Genomic DNA, 22,135 nt, shown 5'->3' with positions numbered 1-22,135 from the left:
CGTAGTGTCGCAATGAACCCATGTTTATCCGCGTCAACGGCCGATTAAGCCAGCGCTGATAGACTTCCGCTCCTTTTGCGGGGGCCCCCTTGGGGGCTCCTCTTGCTGGGAAACAACATGTCCGATCACGCTTCTTCCGGGCACGGCGACCGCTCGCTCGCCCTGGCTACCCTGGCCATCCACGGCGGCCAATCGCCGGACCCGAGCACCGGCGCGGTGATGCCGCCGATCTACGCGACCTCCACCTACGCCCAGTCCAGCCCCGGTGAGCACCAGGGCTTCGAGTACTCGCGTACCCACAATCCCACCCGCTTCGCCTACGAGCGTTGCGTGGCCTCCCTGGAAGGCGGCAGCCGCGGCTACGCGTTCGCCTCGGGCATGGCCGCCAGCTCCACGGTGATGGAACTGCTGGATGCCGGCAGCCACGTGGTGGCGATGGACGACATCTACGGCGGCACCTTCCGCCTGTTCGAGCGCGTGCGTAAGCGTACCGCCGGCCTGCAGTTCAGCTTCGTCGATCTGACCGACCTGGCCGCGTTCGAAGCCTCGATCACCCCGCAGACCAGGATGGTCTGGATCGAGACCCCGACCAACCCGATGCTCAAGATCGTGGACATCGCGGCAGTGGCGGCGATCGCCAAGCGCCACAACCTGCTGGTGGTGGTCGACAACACCTTCGCCTCGCCGATGCTGCAGCGCCCGCTGGAGCAGGGCGCGGACCTGGTCCTGCACTCGGCCACCAAGTACCTCAACGGGCACTCGGACATGGTCGGCGGCATGGTCGTGGTCGGTGACAATGCCGAACTGGCCGAGCAGATGGCCTTCCTGCAGAACTCCATCGGCGCCGTGCAGGGGCCCTTCGACAGCTTCCTGGCCCTGCGCGGCCTGAAGACCCTGCCGCTGCGCATGAAGGCGCATTGCGCCAACGCGCTGGCCCTGGCCCAGTGGCTGGAAAAACACCCGGCCGTCGAGAAGGTCATCTACCCCGGCCTGACCTCGCACCCGCAGCACGAACTGGCGACGCGCCAGATGAACGGTTACGGCGGCATCGTCTCGATCGTCCTCAAGGGCGGGTTCGATGCAGCCAAGCGTTTCTGCGAAAAGACCGAACTGTTCACCCTGGCCGAGTCGCTGGGTGGCGTGGAAAGCCTGGTCAACCATCCTGCGGTGATGACGCATGCCTCGATTCCGGTCGAGCGCCGCGAGAAGCTGGGCATCAGCGACGCGCTGGTGCGGCTGAGCGTGGGGGTTGAGGAGTTGGGGGATCTGCAGGTGGATTTGGAGCGGGCACTCCAGTGAAGGGGCGCGACATGAATGATCCCCGGTCGCTGGCGACGCGGCTGAGCTTGGCCTGGGAGATGGCCAAGCGGGACGTGTTCGCCCGCTATAAGGGATCGGTGGTCGGACTTGCCTGGTCGTTCTTTTACCCGGTGCTGATGCTCGGTGTGTACACATTCGTGTTCGGGGTGATCTTCCGGTCGCGCTGGACGGCGGCACCGGGTGAGACTCCGCTGACGTCCGAGTTCGCGCTGATCCTGTTCTCCGGCCTGGTCGTCTATGGTTTCTTCTCCGAATGCTTGAACAAGGCCCCGGGGCTGATCACGGCCAACGCCCAGTTCGTCAAGAAGGTGGTGTTCCCCCTGGAAGTGCTGCCGGTCTCGACGGCCCTGTCGGCGCTGTTCCACATGCTGGTCAGCCTCCTGGTGCTGCTGATTGCCATGCTCCTGCTGAAGGGAAGCGTGCCGGCAACGGCAGTGGCGTTCCCGGTGGTGGTAATGCCGCTGCTGCTGGCGACGCTGGGCTGTACCTGGCTGTTCTCCGCACTGGGCGTGTACCTGCGGGATCTCGGGCAGGTGATGCCGCTGGTGACCACGATGCTGCTGTTCCTGTCGCCGGTGTTCTATCCGATCACTGCCGTTCCAGCGTCCTTCCGGCGCATTGTGGAACTCAACCCGATCACAGGCGTGATGGACGGCGTGCGCGATACCCTGATCTTCGGGCATTGGCCAGATCCGCGGCTGCTGCTGTGGCAGTTCGCTGTAGGCCTGGCGATCATGCTGGTCGGGTTCGTGGTATTCCAATACGTACGCCGAGGTTTTGCCGATGTCATCTGATCCGCTCATCAAGGTGCGCGGCCTCGGCAAGCGCTATGACATGTTCGCCAAGCCTGTCGATCGACTGGTGCAGTTGATCGCGGACCCGGTGCGGCGCGGGCTGCGCATGGCGCCCATGCAGCACAGCAAGGAAGTGTGGGCGCTGCGCAACGTCAGCTTCGAGGTGCCGCGCGGTGAAGCACTGGGCGTGATGGGCCGCAACGGATCCGGGAAGAGCACGATGCTGCAGATGCTCTGCGGAACGCTGACGCCTACGGAAGGCGAAGTGGACGTGCGCGGCCGCATCGCGGCACTGCTCGAGCTTGGCGCGGGATTCAATCCGGAATTCACCGGCCGCGAGAATGTCTTCCTCAATGGCCGTCTGCTGGGCCTGGAGCAGTCACAGATCGAAGCGCGCTTCGATGACATCTGTGCATTCGCCGATATCGGCCAGTACGTGGACGAGCCTACCAAGACCTACTCAAGCGGCATGTTCGTCCGTCTGGCATTTGCCGTGGCCACGTCCGTGGATGCAGACGTGCTGGTGGTGGATGAGGCGCTGGCGGTCGGCGACGCGCGTTTCCAGGCGCGCTGCATGAAGCGCATCCGCGCTATCCAGGATGATGGTGCGTCGGTGCTGTTCGTCAGTCACGACGTTGCCGCCGTGCGCACCTTGTGCCAGCGCGCGCTGTGGCTGGATCGGGGTGTGATGAAGGAGCTGGGACCGGTCCTGCAGGTCAGCTCACGGTACATGGAAGCGATCTTTGCCGACGATCCCGATGCGCTGCACGTGCCCGTGGGTGCTGCAGCGGACGGGGAGGGCGGTGTCGCGCCCTTGGTCGATGGCGACGCAAGCACGCTCGACATGCCGGTCGAGGCAGCCGTCATTCCCGCGCTGGCCGCGGCCAGCCGGGAGAAGCCGCTCGCGCATTGGGGTCAGCAGATCGGGTTGATCCACGCGGTCACGCTGAAGAACGCCGCCGGCCGGGAAACCGAGCTGATGGAGTGGGGCCAGCAGTGCCGCATCGGGCTGGTGGTGGCACTGCCCCAGGATTACGCGCCTGACACGTTCTGCGTTGCGTTCTCGATCAAAGACCTGCGCGGGCATGACATTGTGGTGTCCAGCACCGCCGATACCGATGTCGCCCTGCCTGCCCATTGGCACCCGGGCAAAGTGGTGGAGATCGAATTCTCGTTCGAGAACGGTCTGGTGGAGGGCAAGTACTTCCTGGTAGCGGCGGCGGAGAAACGCGTCGGCCCCGTCGTGGAGTACTACGAGTACATCGAAGGCGTCCGCTACTTCTCTGTAGCCAGTTCCATCCGCCATTTCGGCATCTATCAGCCGAAGATCGAACACCAGTTCAAGGAGTCCGAGCGTGTCTGAGACTGTCATCAATTCCAAGGGCTACTGGAACGAACGCTTCGGCGACGACTGGGAAGACCTTGGTGGGCGCGAACAATCGCGCTTCTTCGGCGCTGTGGCCCTGCAGATGATGCCGGCATGGCTGGTCCAGGCCAGCAACCGACAGCACTTGAGCTGGTGCGACTGGGGCTGCGCGCTTGGCGATGGCACCAATGAAATCGCCCAGGGCATGCCCGGGACGACGTTCACCGGAGTGGACTTCTCCGCGGTCGCCATCGCCGACGCCGCGGAGCGCTTCCCGGGTCAGCAGTTCATCAGCGAAGACTGGCTGGCTCCCGGCGCAACCCCGGCGGTCAACCGCTTCGATGTCCTGTTCAGTTCCAATACGCTGGAACACTTCCATACCCCCTGGGACGTGCTTGCGACCATCGCGCCGCAGGCGCGGCACTGCATCGTACTGATGCTGCCGTACCGCGAGCGACACCGTATCGATGAGCACCACGCCTCCTTCATGCCCGACAACATCCCGCAGCAGATCGGTGGCAAGGTGCTGGTGCATGCGCAGGTGCGCGATACCCGCCATGACCATCCCTGCTTCTGGCCGGGCGAGCAGATCATGCTCGTCTGGGCGGATCCCGCCTGGCTGGCGGCCGAGGGTCTGCACCTGAGCGACCTGATGCTCGACCAAGAGCCGGACAGCCCGCTGGAGTCGCTGTCCACGTCGGCCGTAGCGCTCGCCCATGCGCTGAGCAACGGCTTGGCGACCGTGCGCAGCCACGTACCGGCCGACCCCTCGCAGGTCGCGATGCTCGACCAGATTCGCACCGATCTTGACCGTTGGCAGATGATCCGCGATGCCACCGCCGGTTCGACCGGTCCGGCATGGAGCGAAGACCAGCAAGCGCGCGATCGGCGCGACGCGGAACTGCTCGGTCAGGCCCTGGCCGCGTTGGCCCCGCTGTTGACCGGCAGCACACTGCTCGATCGCCTGCACGTCGCGGTAGAGGATCTGTCCAGCAGGCAGCATGCACTGCATCAGGCAGAACTGAGCGAGAGCGAGCGCCGCGAACGCGATGAGGATCGGCAGCAGAAAAGCCTGGCCGATATCGACATCGTTCGGCGCCAGGCCGAACAGGCACTGGCCGAAGCGGATGCGATCCGGCGGCAGGCGGCCGAGTCCCGCGCCCAGGCGGACCACAGCCTGGGGACCACGCTGCGCCTGGGTGAAGAGATCGTGGCGTTGCTGGGCCCGTCGGTCGGCTCCCATCTCGACGCCATCTCGGGCAAGGCCGATGCGTCCCAGGACGTGCAACTACAGAGGCTGCGCATGAGGTTGCTGGCGATGGACCAGGAGCTCAACAGGGTCTATTCGAGCACTTCGTGGCGGGTGACCACCCCGATCCGCGTGGTGCGCCGCCTCCTGTCCAGCCCGAAGCAGGAGCTTCGCAACCTGCTCGGGCGTGCGCCCCGGCCGGTGCAGGGGGCTGCGCGCTTCGGGCTGCGCACACTGCGCACCGGGCGGGTGGATCCGTCCGACAAGGCGAGGCTGATCGAGTTGATGTGGCCATCGCCGCAGGTCAACGTCACCGACCCCCTTGCGGCGGTGGACTATTCGCATCTGCCGCCACTGGCCGCGTTGGATGAGCAGGGCACGGATGTGTTCATCTGGGCCGTCATCGACTGGAAGTTCCGCACCCAGCGACCGCAACACCTCGCCATGGCGCTTGCGGCCAAGGGGCATCGCGTCTTCTATGTGTCCAACAATTTCGTGGACGCAGGCCAGCCTGGTTTCAAGGTCGACGCGCTCGACGATAGCGAGCGCCTGTTCCAGATCAACCTGAACCTGTCCGGCGCGCCGCAGATCTATCACGCCATGCCGGACCAGGACCAGGTGGCGGCCATCACCGCCAGCCTGGCCTCGCTGTTGGGTTGGACGCGTTCGATCCGCTGCATGTCGTTCGTACAGCACCCTTACTGGCTCGAACCGGCGCAGTCGCTGCCCAATGCCAAGCTGGTGTATGACTGCATGGATCACCACGGAGGCTTCGAAGACAACGCCGAAGGCATCCTGGGCGGCGAACGTTCGTTGATCCGGCAGGCGGACCTGCTGGTCGTGACGTCGCAATGGCTGCACGACGAGCTCAGCCCGCAGGCGAAGAACATTGCTATGGTGCGCAACGCCACCGAGTACGAGCATTTCTGCACGCGCCCGCAGAAGGTGTTCAGCGACGCGAAGGGACGGCGGATCATCGGTTACTACGGGGCCATTGCCGAATGGTTCGACGTCGAGCTGCTGCGCCGCGTTGCGCTGGATAATCCCGAGGCACTGGTGCTGATGATCGGGCGGGACACGGCGAACGTTTCGTCCCAAGTCGGAGATATCGCCAACATCCGCTTCGTCGGTGAGGTTCCTTATGCCGAGCTACCTTACTGGCTGCATGCATTCGACGTGTGCCTGTTGCCGTTCAAGGTGATTCCGCTGACGCTGGCGACCAACCCGGTGAAAGTCTACGAATATCTCAGCGCGGGCAAAGCGGTGGTGTCGGTCGACCTGCCGGAGCTGTCCCAGTTCGAAGGACTGGTGCGACTAGCCGATGACCACGACGGTTTCCTTGCCGAGGTGAAACAGGCGTTGGCGGAGGACCGCGATGACCCGGCCCTGCGGCAGTCGCGGCAGGCGTTTGCGAGCAGGCAGACCTGGCAGCACCGTGCGGAAACGCTGGACCAGGCGTTGTCGTCCATCGACGAGCCGCTGATCAGCATTGTCGTGTTGACCTACAACAATCTCGAGTACACCCGGCAATGCCTGCACAGCTTGGAGACCCACACGGACTACGACAACGTAGAAGTGATCGTGGTCGACAACGCTTCTTCAGACGAAAGCCCTGCATTCCTTGCGGCATGGGCCGAAGCCGGCCCGCGTCGGCGCTTCATCGCCAACGATGCCAACCTTGGTTTCTCGGCGGGCAACAATGTCGGGCTCCGGGTTGCCAAGGGCGAGTACCTGGTCATGCTCAACAACGATACGTATGTCACCCCGGGTTGGCTGCGGACGCTGCGCAACCAGATCCGTCGGCATCCGCAGGCCGGCCTGGTGGGCCCGGTCACCAACAACATCGGCAACGAAGCCAAGATCGACATCGTCTACGGCACGATGGAAGAGATGGTCGAACGCGCGGGTGTGTATACGCGCGCGCATGCAGGCCAGAGCTTCCCGGTCCGGACCAGCGCCTTCTTCTGCGTCATGATCTCGCGTCAGGCCTACGAGCTGGTGGGCGGACTGGATGAGCAGTTCGGCGTGGGCTTCTTCGAGGACGACGATTACTGCCGTCGGCTGGAGCAGAACGGTCTGCAGCGACGCTGTGTAGAGGATGCCTTCGTCCATCATCAGCTATCCGCGAGCTTCAACAAGCTCAAGGCGGAAGTGAAGCAGAAACTGTTTGAACAGAACAAGGCGCTGTACGAAGCCAAATGGGGGCCGTGGACGCCCCACGGCTATCGCGCGCGCCGGTAACACCGCATCCGCGACACCTGCCCTGCAGACGCAGGGCAGGTGTCGTCATCCGCAGGGCTGGATCAGGCGGCAGCAACCCGTTTTGCGATCTGCATGGCGGCCGTGCCATTGCCATACGGATTGTGGATGCGGGAGAACCGCGCATAGGCGGTCGGGTCGTCCAGCAACCGGGTCGCTTCGCCGACGATACGGGCCGCATCGGTACCCACCAGTATCACCGTCCCGGCTTCAACGGCCTCCGGGCGCTCGGTCACGTCCCGCATCACCAGCACCGGCTTGCCCAACGAGGGCGCTTCTTCCTGCACGCCGCCGGAATCGGTGATGAGCAGATGCGCACGCGACATCAGGTACACGAACGGAAGGTAGTCCTGAGGTGGGATCAGGCTGATGGCCGGATGGTTGGCCAGCAGTCGATTCACCGGCTCCTGCACGTTGGGATTGAGGTGTACCGGGTAGACGACCTGTGTGTCACCGCGTTCGGCCAGCTCGCGCAATGCCGTGCAGATCTGCTCGAAACCATCCCCGAAGTTCTCGCGACGATGCCCGGTGACCAGCACCAGCTTCTTGCTCTCATCCAGGAACGGGAACCGCGCGGCCAGTTCGGCGCTGAGGGCATCGTCGGCTTCGATGCGCGCGGTGACCTGCAGCAGCGCGTCGATGACGGTGTTGCCGGTGACTTCGATGCGCGCGTCGTCGATGTTCTCGCGCCGAAGGTTTTCCCGAGCGCGCTCGGTGGGCGCGAAATGCAGCGACGTCAGTGGCGCGGTGAGGCAGCGGTTGCCTTCCTCGGGCCAGGGCGCATAGATGTCGCCGGTCCGCAGGCCTGCTTCGACGTGCCCAACGGGCACCCGGTTGTAGAACGCCGCCAGGGCAGAGGCCAGCGTGGTGCTGGTATCGCCATGGACGAGAACGAGGTCGGGCGCATGGCGGGCAATCACATCGCACATGCCCATCAGGATCTTGCTGAACAGCCCCTGCAACGACTGCCCCGGCTCCATCACATCCAGGTCTTCGTCGGGCGTGATGCCGAAAAGATCCAGGACCTGGTCGAGCATCTGCCGATGCTGGGCGGTCACAACGACGATGGGCTCCACGCCCGGGGTCAGGCGCAATGCTTCGACGACGGGGGCCATCTTGATGGCTTCAGGGCGGGTACCGAACACCACCAGCACTTTCTTCGGCGTTTGCTTCATCGATGTTCCTCGATCATGGAGCAGAGCGGCGCAGCGCAGCCGCGGGCATGGAACTGGAATTATCCCAGAACACCGGGATGATGTTCGTGCCGGGATGCACCTTCGTTCAGCGCAGGCGCTGCGCTGTCGCCCCTGCCTTGCCCCCGGCTAGAATGGCCATCTTTGGCCGGAGACGCTCATGATTCACAGTAGGCGCGTACTGCTGTGCGGGGTGCTGTTGTTGAGCGCCTGCCAGCGCCCGCCGGCGGATGCTTCTGCGGTGGGGTACCGGGTGGTGGATGAGGGCCGGGCCCACGGCGATTGCGTGGTCTGCGTCCAGCCAACGGCGGCACCGGGTTGCATCGACGGTGGGCAGGCGGCCGCAATCCAATGGCACGTGCCGGCGACAGACGATGCCCAGGCCGTGCGGATCGAGGTCCGGCGCGCCGACCAGTCCATCCTGGAAGTGACCACCGGGCCGTCCGCGGGGCAGGCAGCGCTTCCCGTACCGTTGCTGCCGACCGATCGGATCAGCGTCGTCAGTGCAGGCACGGGCGCGGAGCTTGCCTTCACCCGTGTTGCCGAGCCGACAGGCTGCGCGCTGCCGCCTGCGGCTCACTGAGCGGACCCTCAGGGTGCGGGCGCATCCACCAGTTCTACCGGGCCCGCGTCCGCGTCGAGTGACTCCATGGAATAGCGCTCCAGCATCCGCGTGGAGAACGCGTTGAGCTGGTGGTCGCGCAGCAGCGAGATCGAGCGGACCTGCTCGTCCCGGTCGGCCTGGCAGATCACCAAAGTGGGAGCGCAGGAGGCCAGCCGCACGGAGGGATCCTTGCCGAGCAGGATCATCTCGCGGCCCAGGTTGTTGCCGTAGTTCTGTACGTACACCGCGTCTGCCCAGGTCACCTTGGACAATGGCCACTGGATCGCGACCAACGCAAGCAGGCCCAGGCCCATCAGCGTCCGCTGGGGCCAGCGCCACGCCGACCAGTCGGCGCCTGCTGCCATCAACGTGAACGCGACGGTCCCCAGCTGGTACAGCATCAGGTAGCGCTGCTGGAACACGTACTCCGGTCCGAACATCGACACCCGGCCGATGACAATGCCGGCGACGGCCCCGTAGCAGAACAGCATCAAGGTCACCGCGATGAACTGGGTACGGTTCCATGCGTCGCGCCATGCGCGCCACCAGAACCAGGCGTGCGCCGCGACAACCGCCAGTCCGACGGCCCGATGCAGCAGCTCGGCCTTGGCGGGCACGTAGAACTGCAGGGCAGGGCGATCGGAAATGGACAGCGCGGCAATGGACAGGACCATCTGCTGTAGCCGCTCGGCACCGAAGCCACGCAACGCCGAGAGCGCCGACGGCCCTGCCGCGGCGTCGGCGAGATGGGGATGCAGATAGAAGCGGCTTGCCAACCCGTACGCGGCCACGGACACCGCCACGACGGCGATCACGGCCGCAGTGCGCCGCCAACCGGCGCCGCGCTGTTTGGCTTCAAGGATCAGCAGCGCGAGGGCGATGCTGATCGCGCAGATCAATGCGGCGCTGTCGAGCGTGAATGCCACCAATGCCGCCACAAGCCACAGCGGCAGCCAGCGTTCGTGTCGGACCGCGTGCCAGCTGGCCATGGCCAGCCCGATCAAGGCCAAGGGCCCCAGGTAGCCCAGAGTCACCAGCGACCAGTTGAAGACCATGCCGCCACTGAGCGAGACGAAGCTCGCGGCCGAGGCGGTCATCGGCAGGATCCACCACGCACCCCGGTCCCGATCGCGGTTGTCGCAGCGGGCGGCATGCAGCATCAGTACCCAGGCGGCTGCGGCAATAGCGAGCCCCATGTAGGACTCGATCACGAAGTCCAGATCGAACGACTCCGCATTCCATAGCAGCAACAGCTTCTGGATCGGCTGGGCGTGGTCATCCGCACTGCGCTTGATATACAGATCCTGAAGCGTCACACCGCCGTGATAGTGCTTCTGCAGGAAGGCATCGATGAAATACCAGCCATCGGACGTGACAAACGGAATGCTCGCGTAGGAGATGTACATCGCGGCGTTGATGAAGGCCGCGCTGGCCATGACGATGACGACCATGGTGGGCCAGTCGAACGCCGGCTTCCGGGAAAACGCCTGAATGTGCATCTCTCAGGCGACCAGTGCTCGGTCGGCCGCGGCGAGGATTTCAGGGAGATAGTCTTCCACGCCGATCCACAACGGCATTCTCACCAGGCGCTGGCTGATGTCATCAGTGACCGACATGTCCGAACCGGTCCGGCCGTGCGCCAGGCCCGCCGGCGAGGAATGCAGCGGGATGTAATGGAACACCGCCTGCACGCCGCGCTCCCTCAGGTCCTGGATGAATCGGGTACGGATCTCCAGAGACGGCAGGACCATGTAATACATGTGCGCATTGTGGGTGCAATGCGCGGGAATCGTGGGGCGGGTGAGTAGCCCTGCGGTCTCATGGGCTTCGGCCCAGGCGTGGTAGCGGTTCCAGATGGCCAGGCGGCGCTCGGTGATGTCCTCTGCCGCATCCATCTGCGCGGAGAGGAACGCGGCCGTGATCTCGCCCGGAAGGAACGAGGAGCCCACGTCCACCCACGTGTACTTGTCGACCTGGCCGCGGAAGAAGCGGCTGCGGTTGGTGCCCTTCTCACGGATGATCTCCGCGCGCTCGGCATGCGTGGTGTCGCGGCAGAGCAGCGCCCCGCCTTCGCCGGAAATGATGTTCTTGGTCTCGTGGAAGCTCAGGGCGCCCAGGTCGCCGAGCGTACCCAGCGGGCGTCCCTTGTAGCTGGACATGATGCCCTGTGCGGCATCTTCCACCACGGCCAGGTCATGTCGCGCCGCGATCGCCAGGATCGCATCCATCTCGCACGAGACGCCTGCGTAATGCACCACGCAGATGGCTTTCGTACGGGGCGTGATGGCGGCTTCGATCAGCGCCTCGTCGATGTTCAGGGTGTCGGCGCGGATATCCACGAAGACCGGCACCGCGCCGCGCAGCACGAAGGCGTTGGAGGTCGACACGAAGGTGTAGGACGGCATGATCACTTCATCACCCGGCACCAGGTCCAGCAGCAGCGCCGCCATCTCCAGGGCCGCGGTGCAGGAGTGGGTCAGCAAGGAACTGCTGGCACCGGTCCGCCCGGTCAGCCAGGCGTTGCATTGCTTGGTGAACGGACCATCTCCGCTGAGGTGACCATTGGCATGGGCGTGGGTGATATTCACCAGCTCTTGGCCGGTCATGTAGGGCTTGTTGAACGGAATCACTGGTGCTCCTGATCGCGGCTGGGCGGGGCCTAGCGCACGCATTCCATGATGTAGTGTGTATACGGTACGTAAAGCATATCGTCTCTGACCTGGCCCTTCACCGGGCCGAATTCAGCCTCGGCCAAGGCCTGGTAGGCCGCCGGGGTGCGGATGCTCTGGCCCCGGTCACGGGCGATCAGGGCTCGTGCGATGGGCGACTGGCCATCGATGTAGGTACCGTCCAGCGAGATGAAGCGGCCGCCCGGCTTCAAGGCAGCGTGCGCGGTGCGCATCAGGGCGCGCGCGCGATCGTCATCGAGGTGGTGCAGGATGCCGATCGCCAGCACCAGATCGGCGCCCTGTTCCTCGGTGCCTGCAACGTGGTACTCCGCGACGTCCATGCACTCAAATCGCGCGTGGGCGCCGTGCCGTTGCCGGGCCGCGGCGATGTAGTCCTCGGACAGATCGAATCCGACGTAACGCAGTCCCGCCGGCATCTGGCTGAACAACTCGCCGGTGCCGCAGCCGATGTCGAGGATGCGGTCGCCGGCGCGTGGGCGGATGTGATCCCGGATCAATCTTGCGCGGGATCGCTTGGCGCCGAGTAGGTTTTGCAGCAGATCGTAGACTTTCGGATGCGACAGTACAGCATGCAAACCATCGGTCTTCTGCGACATGATTCAGGCCCCTGACCGTGATAGCACGATGACCCCGAGGATGATCAGGGTAGTGCCCGCGATCTTATGTGAGTCGAAGGACTCCCGGAAGAGCAGGACCGTCAGTACTGCGACTAGCGGGAAGCTCAATGCCGTGAAGGGATAGGCCTTGCTCAACGGCATCCTGCTGATCGCGGCCATCCAGCACAACGAGGCTCCGAACGCGGCCGCGAAGGCACTGATCACCCACGGATTGAGCAGCAGGGTGATGATGGCACGCGGGTTCAGGCCGTCGATGGTCGCCCCGGGGTTGAGCCCGACCTGCCATTTCAGAGTGATCTGACCGTAGACGGTCAGCAAGATGGTCATTGCGATAAAGACGTAGCTCATCGGGTTCAGGTCGCCGGCAGGGTGATTTTGCGGGTGAGAACGTCAAGCAGGTCGTTGCCGTCCCAGACGGGGTGGAAATCCAATGCCCGTCCGAATGGCACGACCCGGTCCACGGCTCGGTTGCCGAGACCGGACAGGAAGGTGCCCAGGTCCTGCGCAGTGAATCCATGCTGCACCAGGGTCTGGTCCCGGTCATCCAACTGCGCGGCAAGCTCGTGTAGCGCCTGCAGCTCAACTTCGACGACCAGGCCGTGGCCCGACTGGATCTCCCGGATGTGGCCGTCGGCGTGACCGGTCTCCAGGCGGAGCGGATACAGGCCCATCGAGTCCGGACTATGGACGCGATGGCCCAGCGCGGCCAGCAGATTGGCGTCGGTCACGCGCGCCATCAGTGCGGCGGGCTCGTCTTCGACCTGTCCGGCCTGGGCGCGAACGGCAGGCCAGAAGCGTGCCTTGGCCGCCGCGACATCCGCGGGAGCGCCGATCCAGTAGACGCACCGGGGCGACGAGCAGGCCTGCTGGCCGAACCACAGCACGTCATTGCAGAAGCGGCGGGCCAGTTCCTCGATCTCGATGTCGGTGCTGGCGGTCAGTGCGGCCGCGCGGACCACAGCAACGCCGAAGCGGTCCGGGAATGCCAGTTCCACCGCGAGGGGCGCGATCGGCAGCGAACGGATCTTGGCGACGGTGGCATCGCCGCCCCAGATGATGCGGGAATGGCAGTGGCGGGAAATCTGGCTGGTGATCGCGTCGTCATGCGGGTACGTCAGCAGCACCGCACGTTCCAGCACCTGGGCATGCAGGCCTTCGCGGTGCATCGCATGCAGGATCGACACCAGGGCGTCACGCTGGGTGCTGGGCTTCTGCGACAGGCGCGCCAGGTTGGTGTTGCCCGCCAGTACCGACATCAGCCAGGCGTAGGCGAACAGCACATCGACGTTGGCCGGCGCGAGGTGGAAGACGAGCCCGCGTGCCAGGTTCAGCTCCGACGGTCCGCCCGCCAGGCGCTGTGACAGCTGGTTGACCGCGGCACCGCGGAACCAGTGGCCGAGGGTGGCCAGCTCGGGATGCTCGCGCAGCTGCGGGAGGGCGAAAATGCGCTTGGAGAATTCGGCGACGAACTCGCGCAGCGGTGCCGAGAACGGCACCACGGGCGGAAGTGCGGACAGCCGCGCCAACTCGCTGTCCAGCGTGGCGTGCGGGTGGATCGAAAAGAGCAGAGTCGTCATGCGCCGGATACCGTCCGAGTGTCGCTGCAGCCGCGGATTTCCACGTTCTTGATACGTCCCAGTACACCGAAGTACTTGCCGGGCCTTCCGCAGGCGCAGTTGTCCTCGCCGTGGATCACGCCCAGATCTTCGGTCAGCAGGCTATGGCCGGGATAGCTTTCTGGCAGCAGGCTCAACACCTGGATCGCGCCGACGGTGCCATGCGGCACGGGCGCAAGATCCTGCAGGTCACGCACAATCACGTCTGCGTAGGCCGGCGCATGCAGGTGGCCATGTTCGCATTCGAAGAAGATCGATCCCACCTGCTCGACCATGCCATAGTAGTTGTGGACCCGTTCGATCGCGAACGTGCTCGACAGCGCTGCCTTGTACGCGGCGTTGTCGACCTTCTGCTCGTCCATCTTCTTCCAGCCGCCGCCATGCACGAGCATGCTGCCGGCGGGGAAGCGGATCTGTTTACCATCGCGCTGCGCAGCCTGCACAAACGACTGCCAGACGATGAAAGTAAAACCGAACAGCAGCACCGGCTCGTCCGGGTGTGCCTGCAGCCAGCCCTCAAGCGCGGCCCAGTCCGGCTGCAGCGATTCATCGAGCAGATACAAGTGGTCCCGGCCGAAGTTGGAAAAGCCCAGGATGCCGGCCGCGCGCGCATTGAAACGGCTGCGGTCGCGCAGGAAGCTGTCGTCGTCCACCACCAGCATTCGCATGCGCTTGGCACCGGCGAAATGCGAGAAGATCCGGGTCAATGCCCGGGCCTGTGCACGCGCGGTCTCGGCATCCAGGAAGATGCGCGAGACCGCCGCCCCGGTCGTACCGCTGGAGACCAGGGTGCGCGACACCTGGACGTCATCGATGCTCTTCAGGTCGAGCAGCTTGAACATGCGTACCGGTAACCATGGCACGGTTTCCAGTGTCTGCGCCGGTGAAGCCGGCCACAGCCCGTCCAGGATGCGCGCGTAGGGCGCGCAATGCGACTGGTGGTGCGCGGTCAGGCGGTTTAGTCCCTCCAGCAGCCAGGCCCGCTTGCGGTCGCGGTCCAGGCCGAATACATCCACGTCCAGCGCGCTGGAGGGGCTGGCCACGGGGGTGGCAGGCAGGGTCACGTTGCTGCTCCTTGTCCGGTCATCTGCCGGAGGCTCTGATAGTCCACCTTGCCGCTGGCCATCAACGGCAAAGCATCCAGGTGGATCGCGCGGACATGGCCGCCGAAAAGCTTGTAGCGGGCCTGCACCAGCTGGCGGACCTGGGCCTGCTCCGCGATGGCATCGCCATGGCTGAAGGCGACCAGGTCATCGTCACCGCCGGAACAGACGATCTGCTGCCCGAGCGCAGCCGACAGCATCGCCTCCACCTCGTCCAGGTTCACGCGGTTGCCCGAAATCTTCAGGAAGCGCTTGGCGCGCCCGATGATGTAGTGGAACCCTTCGTCGTCTACCCGTACCAGGTCACCGGTCCGCAGCACACCGTGCAGGTCATCGCCGTTGCCCAGGTCCGCGCGTTCGACCGCATAGCCCATCATGACGTTCGGCCCGGAATAGACCAGTTCGCCGCTGGCCGCATCGACCTGCATGCGCCCACCGGGGACGGGAATGCCGATGCTGCCGATCTTGTCCAGCAGGCGGTCGGCCGGTACGTAGCTGATGCGGGGCGATGCTTCGGTCTGGCCGTACATCACATAGAACGCCAGACCGTGCTCTTGGCTGGCGGTGGCGAAATACTGGACCAGCTCGTCGCGCAGGCGCCCACCGGCCTGGGTCAGCATCCGCAGGCTCGGCAGCTGCATGCGGGCTAGCCCCATGCGCCGGAGGATTTCGAAAGTGGCAGGCACGCCGGACAGCGAGGTGATTGCATGGGTCCGCGCGGCATCCCAGAATTCGCGGGTCATCAGGCTGTCGTTGCTCAGCACCACCGATCCGCCACAGGCAAGGTGGCTGTTGAGGATCGACATGCCGAACGAATACGCCAACGGCAGCGTGGTGATCGCACGATCCGACGGCTGCAGCCCGAGGTAGGCGACGATCGCCTCGGCATTGGCGTTCAGGCCACTGCCCGACAGCCGTACGAGCTTGGAAGAGCCGGTGCTCCCGGAGGTGCTCAACAATAACGCGAGATCGGGATGCGGCGCGATCGCGGGCGCAGCGGCCTGGCGCACGTGCAGTGCGAGCACGGTGCCGCGCTGCACGGTCTGGTAGCCGTCGACGGCTTCATCGGTACTGGCGACCCAGTCCGGCTGGTAGTGCTCGACGAGATCGGCGAGCAGCTCCGGATCGATGTCCGGCTGCAGCAGCAACGGCACCTGGCCGGCGCGCAGCGCGCCGAGGTAGAGCGCAATCGCTTCGACGCTGGTGGGCATGCACAGCAGACCCATGCCGCGCCCCGCAGGCAGGACGGCCGCCTGCTGGTCGGCCAACCGGGCCAGCGTCGTGAAATCGAGCTGCTGTTCGCCGTCGACGAGGGCGATGCGGGGCCCGTGTTGTTCCAGATTCCAGAACGGCATTCAGATCACCATCTGCCCGTCGATGCCGATCACTTGGCCGGTGACATAGCTCGACGCGTCGCCCAGCAGGAAGGACACCAGCTCGGCAACCTCCTGGGGTGTACCGGCACGCCCCATTCCGATCGAGGCCACGCGCTTGGCGTGCGCGGCCTCGGGCATGCCGCGGGTCATGTCGGTGTCGATGAAGCCGGGCGAGACGGCATTGACGCGGATTCCGCGCGGCGCCAGCTCTTTGGATGCCGAGCGCGTCGCGCCGACCAAGGCGGCCTTGCTGGCGGCGTACAGGCTCAGCCCGGCAGCGCCGTTGACGCCCATGATCGAGACCAGATTGACGATGCTTCCCTTGCCGAGGCGTGCCATCAGGCGCGACGCATACTGCATCGCCATCAGCGGCGCCTTGACGTTGATGGCCAGCACCTGGTCGATGTCTTCGGCGCGGATCATGCCAAGCAGGCCCTCATGCAGCACCCCTGCATTGTTGACCAGTCCGTCAAGGCGACCGAAACGGGAAAACACCTGCTTGAACAACGCGGCAATCGCGTCCGCATCGGTCAGGTCCAGTGCCGCACACCACGGAGCGGGGGCGCCAAGCGATTCGACCTCCGTGGCGAGGCTGGCCAACGCCTTCTCGTCGCGCGCCACCAGAACAAGCTGGGCCGGCTGTGCGGCCAGATGCAGCGCGATCGCCCGTCCGATCCCGCGCGAGGCACCGGTAACCAGGATGACAGGCACGGCGGTGGACATGCTCAGACAGCCGCGCCGTGCTTGCGCAGGATCTCGCGCGCCTTGCCGACCGAGCTCATGTCGATCACTTCGTCCATGTCGATCATCACGCCGAAGGCTTCTTCGAGCGCTGCAACCACGGACATGTGCGCGATGGAATCCCACTGCGGGATGGTCGCGTAGCGCAGATCATCGTTGATGGCGTCCGGGGCGATGCCCAGCACACGGGCGAAAACGGCGACAACTTTATCTTCGGTAACGGCATCGTTCATAGAAATTTCCTGAACCCAAACAGGGTGCTGTTGAAATGGAATCCGAGACGGGCATACAGATTGAGGATGCCCGTATTGGCGGCAGAGACGAGCGTGGTGCACTGCTGAATATCCCGGGCGGCGAGGGATTCCAGTGCGGTGACCCACAGCGGCAGCGCCAGCATCGCGTAGGGCGCGGTGGCGCCGGTCAGCAGCAGTTCGGCACTGCGTTGTTCGGGATTGACGCGCTCGGCATGGAAGCCAATCGTCCTGCCGCGCGATTCGGCGACCTGGGCAAGCCCGCCGGTGACGAGGTCCTCGACCCAGTTGGCGGTGCGGTTGGCCGCGCGCGCCGGGTCGATGGTCGGATCTTCAAGGAACCTGCCATGGGCGAAATCCGTGGCCGCGATACGGCGAAGCTCCGGGATATCCTCTGCGGTGGCCGGGCGCAGCGTCGGCAACATGCCGCGCGGGACGGTGGGCAGGTGGGCGAAACCGCTGCGCGAGACAGTCAGCGAGGTTTCAACGAACTGGTAGCCGTGCAGCAGCAGCGCGGCCTTGGCCACCGGAGACGCCGCATTGATGCGGCCGAACAGGTAATACACCGATTGGCCCGCGCACCAGTGCTCGAGCTCCTCCAGCAACGGACCGGCCTGATCGACCGTCGCGATATCCAGCGCAGTGACTTCGGCGGTGATGAAACCCAGCGCCCGTTCATCCCACGGTGTAAGGCGCGCGGCAATGCGGCCATGGCCGTGATCGAAGACGACGCTCATCGCGCTTCCCGCGCATCGTTCACCGCATCGGCAACGATGTAGTAGGGGCGGCGCTGCACGTTCCGGAAGACCTGGCCCACGTACAGCCCGACCACGCCCAGGCAGAACATCACCAGGCCACCGATCAGCCACACCGATCCGATGATCGAGGTGTAGCCGGCGACTTCGATATCCCCGTCCCACCAGCGCAGTAGGCTCATGCCGACCAGGACGAAGGCGACCAGCGAGCATACGATGCCGGTTCCGGCGACCATGCGCAGCGGTTTTTCCGAATAGCCCAGCGCGATGTTCATCGACAGCTTGAGCAGTTTGCGGAGGGTGTAGGAGGTTTCACCGACGGCGCGTGCCTGGTGCTGGACCGGGAGCTTGCCGGTACGGAAGCCGGCCCACTTGACCATCAGGGGGAACGAACGGTCGCGTTCGGGCATCTGGCAGACGGCATCGATCACCTTGCGGTGGAAGATGCCGAAGTTGGCGGTTGTCGGGTCCTGCGGAACGCCGGTAAGCCAGCCCAGTAGGGTGAAGAAACCCCAGGAGGAGAGCCGTTTGAGCGGTTTGTCCTGGCGTTCGATGCGCTGTGCGAAGACCACGTCCAGCTGCTCGTCGATGGCCTTGCGGTACAGCGGCGGGATTTCACTGGGCGCATCCTGCAGGTCGCAGTCCATCACCACCGTCCAACGGCCCGTCGCATGCTCGATGCCGGCGGAGATCGCTGAATGCTGGCCGAAATTCCGCGACAGGCGCAGTCCGCGCAACCACGGCCGGGTGCGCGACAGCTCTTCGATGCGGGCCCATGCCCCGTCGGGGCTGGCGTCATCGACGAGGATCATCTCGAATGACACGGCCATGGACGATGCCGCAGCCTGCACCTGATCCACGAGATCTTCCAGGCACCCCTGGCACCCGTAGACCGGTGCCACGACGGAAAGCGCCACGCCGTGAGCCGGGCCGGAACTGTGGGAGGGAAGGGAAGTGGCAGTCATCTGATCAAGGATCCTTCGGCGCCCAGGCTCGGTGAGGGGTCGGTCGACACAGTCGAACGGCGCTGCAGGCGGCACGGTGCCGCGCTTGATCTGGCATTCCGCAGCCCGCGCGACATTCAGTGTCAGCGGTCGGCGATTATAGCTTTACCCGGCGGTCTGGGCTGAGGCCAGTCCAGACCGCGTCTCACGCCGCCCAGCGACCGCATGTGCGGTCGCTGGGCTGGAACTTACAGTGCAGCTTCCAACTCCGGCAACAGCGTGAACAGATCCCCCACCAGCCCGATATCGGCGATCTCAAAGATCGGCGAGTCCGGATCCTTGTTGATCGCCACGATGGTGCCGGCGTCCTTGATCCCGGTCAGGTGCTGGATGGCACCGCTGATGCCCACGGCCACGTACAGCTCCGGCGAGATGATCTTGCCGGTCTGGCCCACCTGCAGGTCGCTCGGCACATAGCCGGCGTCCACGGCGGCGCGCGAGGCACCCACGGCGGCGCCGAGCTTGTCGGCGAGCTGGAAGATCACCTTGAAGTTCTCTTCCGAACCCACGCCACGGCCGCCGGAGACCACGCGCTTGGCGCTCTGCAGGTCCGGTCGGTCGGTCGCGCCGGCGGCCAGGCCGATGAAGCGGGTGTGGCTCGGCAGGGCCGCATCCACGTTGGCCGCTTCCACGGAGGCGGTGCCGCCCTTGGCCGCTTCCGGCCACGAGGCAGCGCGCACGGTGGCGACCACGATCTGGTCGGCCGGCACCTCGACGGTGATGATGGCGTTGCCCGCATAGATCGGGCGCTTGAAGGTGTGGCTGCCTTCGACGGTCATCAGGTCGGAGACCTGGTTGACGCCCAGCAGGGCGGCCACGCACGGCATCAGGTCCTTGCCGAAGGTGGTGGAGGGGCCGAACACGTGGGTGTAGCCGGTGGCCAGCTGCGCGATCTGCGGGGCCAGGACCTGGGCCAGCGCCTGCGCGTTGGCGGCGTTGGTCACGGTCAGCACCTTGGCGACGCCGGCCAGCTGCGCTGCTTCAGCGGCGGCTGCGGACGCGTCGGCGGCCAGCACCAGCACGTCGATGCTGGCGCCGCTGATCGCAGCGGCCGCACTGACGGTCTTGGCGGTGGCGGCGTTGAGCTTGCCGTCGTGGTGTTCAGCGACAACGAGGATCTTGGTCATTACAGCAACCCCTTCTGCTTGAGTGCAGCGACCAGTTCGGCCGCGTCCTTGACCATCACGCCCTTGCTGCGCTTGACCGGCGCGGCGTACTGGGTGGTCTTGAAGGTATCGGCGGCTTCAACGCCGAGGTCGGCCAGCTGCAGGGTTTCCAGCGGCTTGGCCTTGGCCTTCATGATGTCGGGCAGCTTGATGAAGCGCGGCTCGTTCAGGCGCAGGTCCGTGGTGACCACGGCCGGCAGGTCGACTTCCAGCGTTTCCAGGCCGGCGTCGACTTCACGGGTCACCGTGGCCTTGCCGTCGGCGATCTCCAGCTTGCTGGCGAAGGTCGCCTGCGGGCGCCCCCACAGCGTGGCCAGCATCTGGCCGGTCTGGTTGGCATCGTCGTCGATGGCCTGCTTGCCGAGGATCACCAGGTCCGGCTGTTCCTTCTCGACCAGCTTGAGCAGGGTGCGGGCGGCCGTCAGCGGCTGGATCGCCTGGTCGGTCACGACATGGATGGCGCGGTTGGCGCCCATGGCCAGGCCGTTGCGCAGGTGCGCCTGGGCATCGGCCGGTGCGATCGTGGCGACCACGACCTCGGTGGCGATGCCCTTGTCGCGCAGGCGCAGCGCTTCTTCCAGGGCGATTTCATCGAACGGGTTGGGGGACAGCTTGACGCCGTCGGTGACCACGCCGGAACCGTCCGGCTTGACCTGAATGCGGACGTTGTAGTCCACCACGCGCTTGTACGCGACGAGGATTTTCATCTGGTGCTGGATCCTTCAATAACGGGAGAACGTCCGGTTCTTTGAGTAGCAACCGGTTCGGGGGTGGGACCGCGATTCTAACTGGCCCGGGGGGACCATGCGAATGCGTATGGTTATGCTGCATTGCGACATGAAATTGCGGGGTGAGGTCTGTTGTTCACACTGCGCGGGCAGTCGTGAAGACGGCCGCCATGTATCCTGTGGCGCTGAGTCGGGGCGCCATCAGGCCCCTGCGCGCATATCGAACAGGAGAATGGGTAGTGCCCACATGGCTTGTCACCGGCGGAGCCGGATTCATTGGCGGTAACTTTGTCCTCGAAGCGGTCGCCAAAGGCGTGCGCGTCATCAACCTCGATGCGCTGACCTACGCGGGCAACCTCAAGACCCTGGCCACGCTTGAGGGCAATCCGGACCACGTGTTCGTCGAGGGCGACATCGGCGACCAAGCGCTGGTATCGCGCCTGCTGGCCGAGCACCAGCCCGACGCGGTGCTGAACTTCGCCGCCGAAAGCCACGTGGACCGTTCCATCGACGGCCCGGGCGCGTTCATCCAGACCAACGTGGTCGGCACCCTGGCGCTGCTGGAAGCCGTGCGCGATTACTGGAAGGCGCTGCCGGCCGACAAGGGCCAGGCGTTCCGCTTCCTGCACGTATCCACCGATGAGGTCTACGGCACCCTCGGCGAGACCGGCAAGTTCAGCGAGACCACCCCGTATGCGCCGAACTCGCCGTACTCGGCGTCCAAGGCGGCCTCGGACCATCTGGTGCGTGCGTTCCACCACACCTACGGGCTGCCGGTGCTGACCACCAACTGCTCCAACAACTACGGCCCGTACCACTTCCCCGAGAAGCTGATCCCGCTGGTGATCGCCAAGGCGCTGGCCGGTGAGCCGCTGCCGGTCTACGGCGATGGCAAGCAGGTGCGCGACTGGCTGTTCGTGAGCGACCACTGCGAAGCGATCCGCACCGTGCTGGCCAAGGGCCAGGTCGGCGAGACCTACAACGTCGGCGGCAACTCCGAGAAGCAGAACATCGAAGTGGTGCAGGCGATCTGCGCACTGCTCGATGCACGCCGCCCGCGTGAGGATGGCCAGCCGCGCGCCAGCCAGATCACCTATGTGACCGACCGCCCCGGCCATGACCGCCGCTACGCGATCGATGCCTCCAAGCTCAAGGACCAGCTGGGCTGGGAACCGAAGTACACCTTCGAGCAGGGCATCGGCTTCACCGTGGACTGGTACCTGGACAACCAGGACTGGGTCAACGGCGTACTCGACGGCAGCTACCGCCTGCAGCGCATCGGCACCACCGCCTGAGTGCGGTG

At 65.2% G+C, this 22,135-nt stretch carries 20 protein-coding genes; 6 read left to right on the top strand and 14 right to left on the bottom strand.

All coding sequences use genetic code 11. From position 1 onward, the window contains the following. The first annotated feature begins 117 nt into the window (after positions 1–117). From ORK51_RS04360 to ORK51_RS04345, 4 genes are all read left to right on the top strand, one after another. Positions 118–1,299 (top strand): cystathionine gamma-synthase, encoded by a 1,182-nt coding sequence (locus ORK51_RS04360; protein WP_266084275.1) that lies wholly within the window; start codon positions 118–120, stop codon positions 1,297–1,299. Further along, positions 1,296–2,114 (top strand): ABC transporter permease, encoded by an 819-nt coding sequence (locus ORK51_RS04355; protein WP_266084273.1) that lies wholly within the window; start codon positions 1,296–1,298, stop codon positions 2,112–2,114. Before ORK51_RS04360 ends, ORK51_RS04355 begins: the two co-directional genes overlap by 4 nt. Then, a complete protein-coding gene (locus tag ORK51_RS04350) occupies positions 2,104–3,477 on the top strand; it encodes an ABC transporter ATP-binding protein (protein ID WP_266084271.1) in 1,374 nt (457 codons plus the stop codon). Before ORK51_RS04355 ends, ORK51_RS04350 begins: the two co-directional genes overlap by 11 nt. A 94-nt stretch (positions 3,478–3,571) precedes the next feature. Continuing rightward, entirely contained in the window at positions 3,572–6,970 is a 3,399-nt protein-coding gene (locus tag ORK51_RS04345) for a glycosyltransferase (protein ID WP_266084269.1), read from the top strand. Positions 6,971–7,032: 62 nt separating this feature from the next. Here the strand turns inward: ORK51_RS04345 and wecB are convergent, their stop codons facing one another. Next, positions 7,033–8,163, bottom strand: a complete 1,131-nt coding sequence (gene wecB, locus ORK51_RS04340; protein WP_266084267.1) for a non-hydrolyzing UDP-N-acetylglucosamine 2-epimerase — start codon at positions 8,161–8,163, stop codon at positions 7,033–7,035. A gap of 211 nt (positions 8,164–8,374) precedes the next feature. On the opposite strand from wecB, the gene ORK51_RS04335 reads away from it, so the two are divergent. After that, the gene (locus ORK51_RS04335) at positions 8,375–8,764 is read left to right on the top strand and encodes a hypothetical protein (protein WP_266084265.1); all 390 of its coding nucleotides are present in this window, start codon (positions 8,375–8,377) and stop codon (positions 8,762–8,764) included. Between the two features lie 8 nt (positions 8,765–8,772). Here the strand turns inward: ORK51_RS04335 and ORK51_RS04330 are convergent, their stop codons facing one another. The 13 genes from ORK51_RS04330 to ORK51_RS04270 form a co-directional block, all read right to left on the bottom strand. After that, on the bottom strand, positions 8,773–10,284 hold the full coding sequence (locus ORK51_RS04330) for a hypothetical protein (protein ID WP_266084263.1): 1,512 nt from the start codon (positions 10,282–10,284) through the stop codon (positions 8,773–8,775). Between the two features lie 3 nt (positions 10,285–10,287). Beyond that, a complete protein-coding gene (gene rffA / locus ORK51_RS04325; protein ID WP_266084261.1) occupies positions 10,288–11,415 on the bottom strand; it encodes a dTDP-4-amino-4,6-dideoxygalactose transaminase in 1,128 nt (375 codons plus the stop codon). A 29-nt stretch (positions 11,416–11,444) separates the two neighbouring features. Next, complete coding sequence (locus ORK51_RS04320; protein WP_266084250.1) at positions 11,445–12,071, bottom strand: class I SAM-dependent methyltransferase; 627 nt, start codon at positions 12,069–12,071, stop codon at positions 11,445–11,447. A gap of 3 nt (positions 12,072–12,074) precedes the next feature. After that, on the bottom strand, positions 12,075–12,440 hold the full coding sequence (locus tag ORK51_RS04315; protein ID WP_266084248.1) for an EamA family transporter: 366 nt from the start codon (positions 12,438–12,440) through the stop codon (positions 12,075–12,077). A 5-nt stretch (positions 12,441–12,445) separates the two neighbouring features. Next, a complete protein-coding gene (locus tag ORK51_RS04310) occupies positions 12,446–13,669 on the bottom strand; it encodes an acyl-CoA reductase (RefSeq protein WP_266084246.1) in 1,224 nt (407 codons plus the stop codon). Beyond that, positions 13,666–14,772 carry a LuxE/PaaK family acyltransferase gene (locus ORK51_RS04305; RefSeq protein WP_266084244.1) on the bottom strand — a complete coding sequence of 369 codons (1,107 nt, stop codon included), beginning with the start codon at positions 14,770–14,772 and terminating at the stop codon, positions 13,666–13,668. Before ORK51_RS04305 ends, ORK51_RS04310 begins: the two co-directional genes overlap by 4 nt. After that, a complete protein-coding gene (locus ORK51_RS04300) occupies positions 14,769–16,166 on the bottom strand; it encodes an AMP-binding protein (RefSeq protein WP_266084242.1) in 1,398 nt (465 codons plus the stop codon). Before ORK51_RS04300 ends, ORK51_RS04305 begins: the two co-directional genes overlap by 4 nt. Beyond that, a complete protein-coding gene (locus tag ORK51_RS04295) occupies positions 16,167–16,910 on the bottom strand; it encodes an SDR family NAD(P)-dependent oxidoreductase (protein ID WP_266084240.1) in 744 nt (247 codons plus the stop codon). A gap of 2 nt (positions 16,911–16,912) precedes the next feature. Continuing rightward, entirely contained in the window at positions 16,913–17,161 is a 249-nt protein-coding gene (locus ORK51_RS04290; protein WP_266084238.1) for an acyl carrier protein, read from the bottom strand. After that, complete coding sequence (locus tag ORK51_RS04285; RefSeq protein WP_266084236.1) at positions 17,158–17,916, bottom strand: GNAT family N-acetyltransferase; 759 nt, start codon at positions 17,914–17,916, stop codon at positions 17,158–17,160. The genes ORK51_RS04290 and ORK51_RS04285 overlap by 4 nt, the downstream gene beginning before the upstream one ends. Beyond that, positions 17,913–18,899 (bottom strand): glycosyltransferase family 2 protein, encoded by a 987-nt coding sequence (locus ORK51_RS04280; RefSeq protein ID WP_266084234.1) that lies wholly within the window; start codon positions 18,897–18,899, stop codon positions 17,913–17,915. Before ORK51_RS04280 ends, ORK51_RS04285 begins: the two co-directional genes overlap by 4 nt. 227 nt (positions 18,900–19,126) lie before the next feature. Next, on the bottom strand, positions 19,127–20,065 hold the full coding sequence (locus ORK51_RS04275) for an electron transfer flavoprotein subunit alpha/FixB family protein (protein ID WP_266084232.1): 939 nt from the start codon (positions 20,063–20,065) through the stop codon (positions 19,127–19,129). Continuing rightward, the gene (locus ORK51_RS04270; protein WP_070426566.1) at positions 20,065–20,811 is read right to left on the bottom strand and encodes an electron transfer flavoprotein subunit beta/FixA family protein; all 747 of its coding nucleotides are present in this window, start codon (positions 20,809–20,811) and stop codon (positions 20,065–20,067) included. Before ORK51_RS04270 ends, ORK51_RS04275 begins: the two co-directional genes overlap by 1 nt. A 260-nt stretch (positions 20,812–21,071) precedes the next feature. Here ORK51_RS04270 and rfbB point away from each other — a divergent pair, with 260 nt between their 5' ends. Then, entirely contained in the window at positions 21,072–22,127 is a 1,056-nt protein-coding gene (gene rfbB / locus ORK51_RS04265) for a dTDP-glucose 4,6-dehydratase (protein ID WP_046273794.1), read from the top strand. The last annotated feature ends 8 nt before the right edge of the window (positions 22,128–22,135 follow it).

Origin of the sequence: Stenotrophomonas sp. RIT-551 (assembly GCF_026241915.1) — a bacterium.
GTDB classification, from domain to species: domain Bacteria; phylum Pseudomonadota; class Gammaproteobacteria; order Xanthomonadales; family Xanthomonadaceae; genus Stenotrophomonas; species Stenotrophomonas bentonitica_A.
This window is presented reverse-complemented; position numbering and strand designations above follow the sequence as displayed.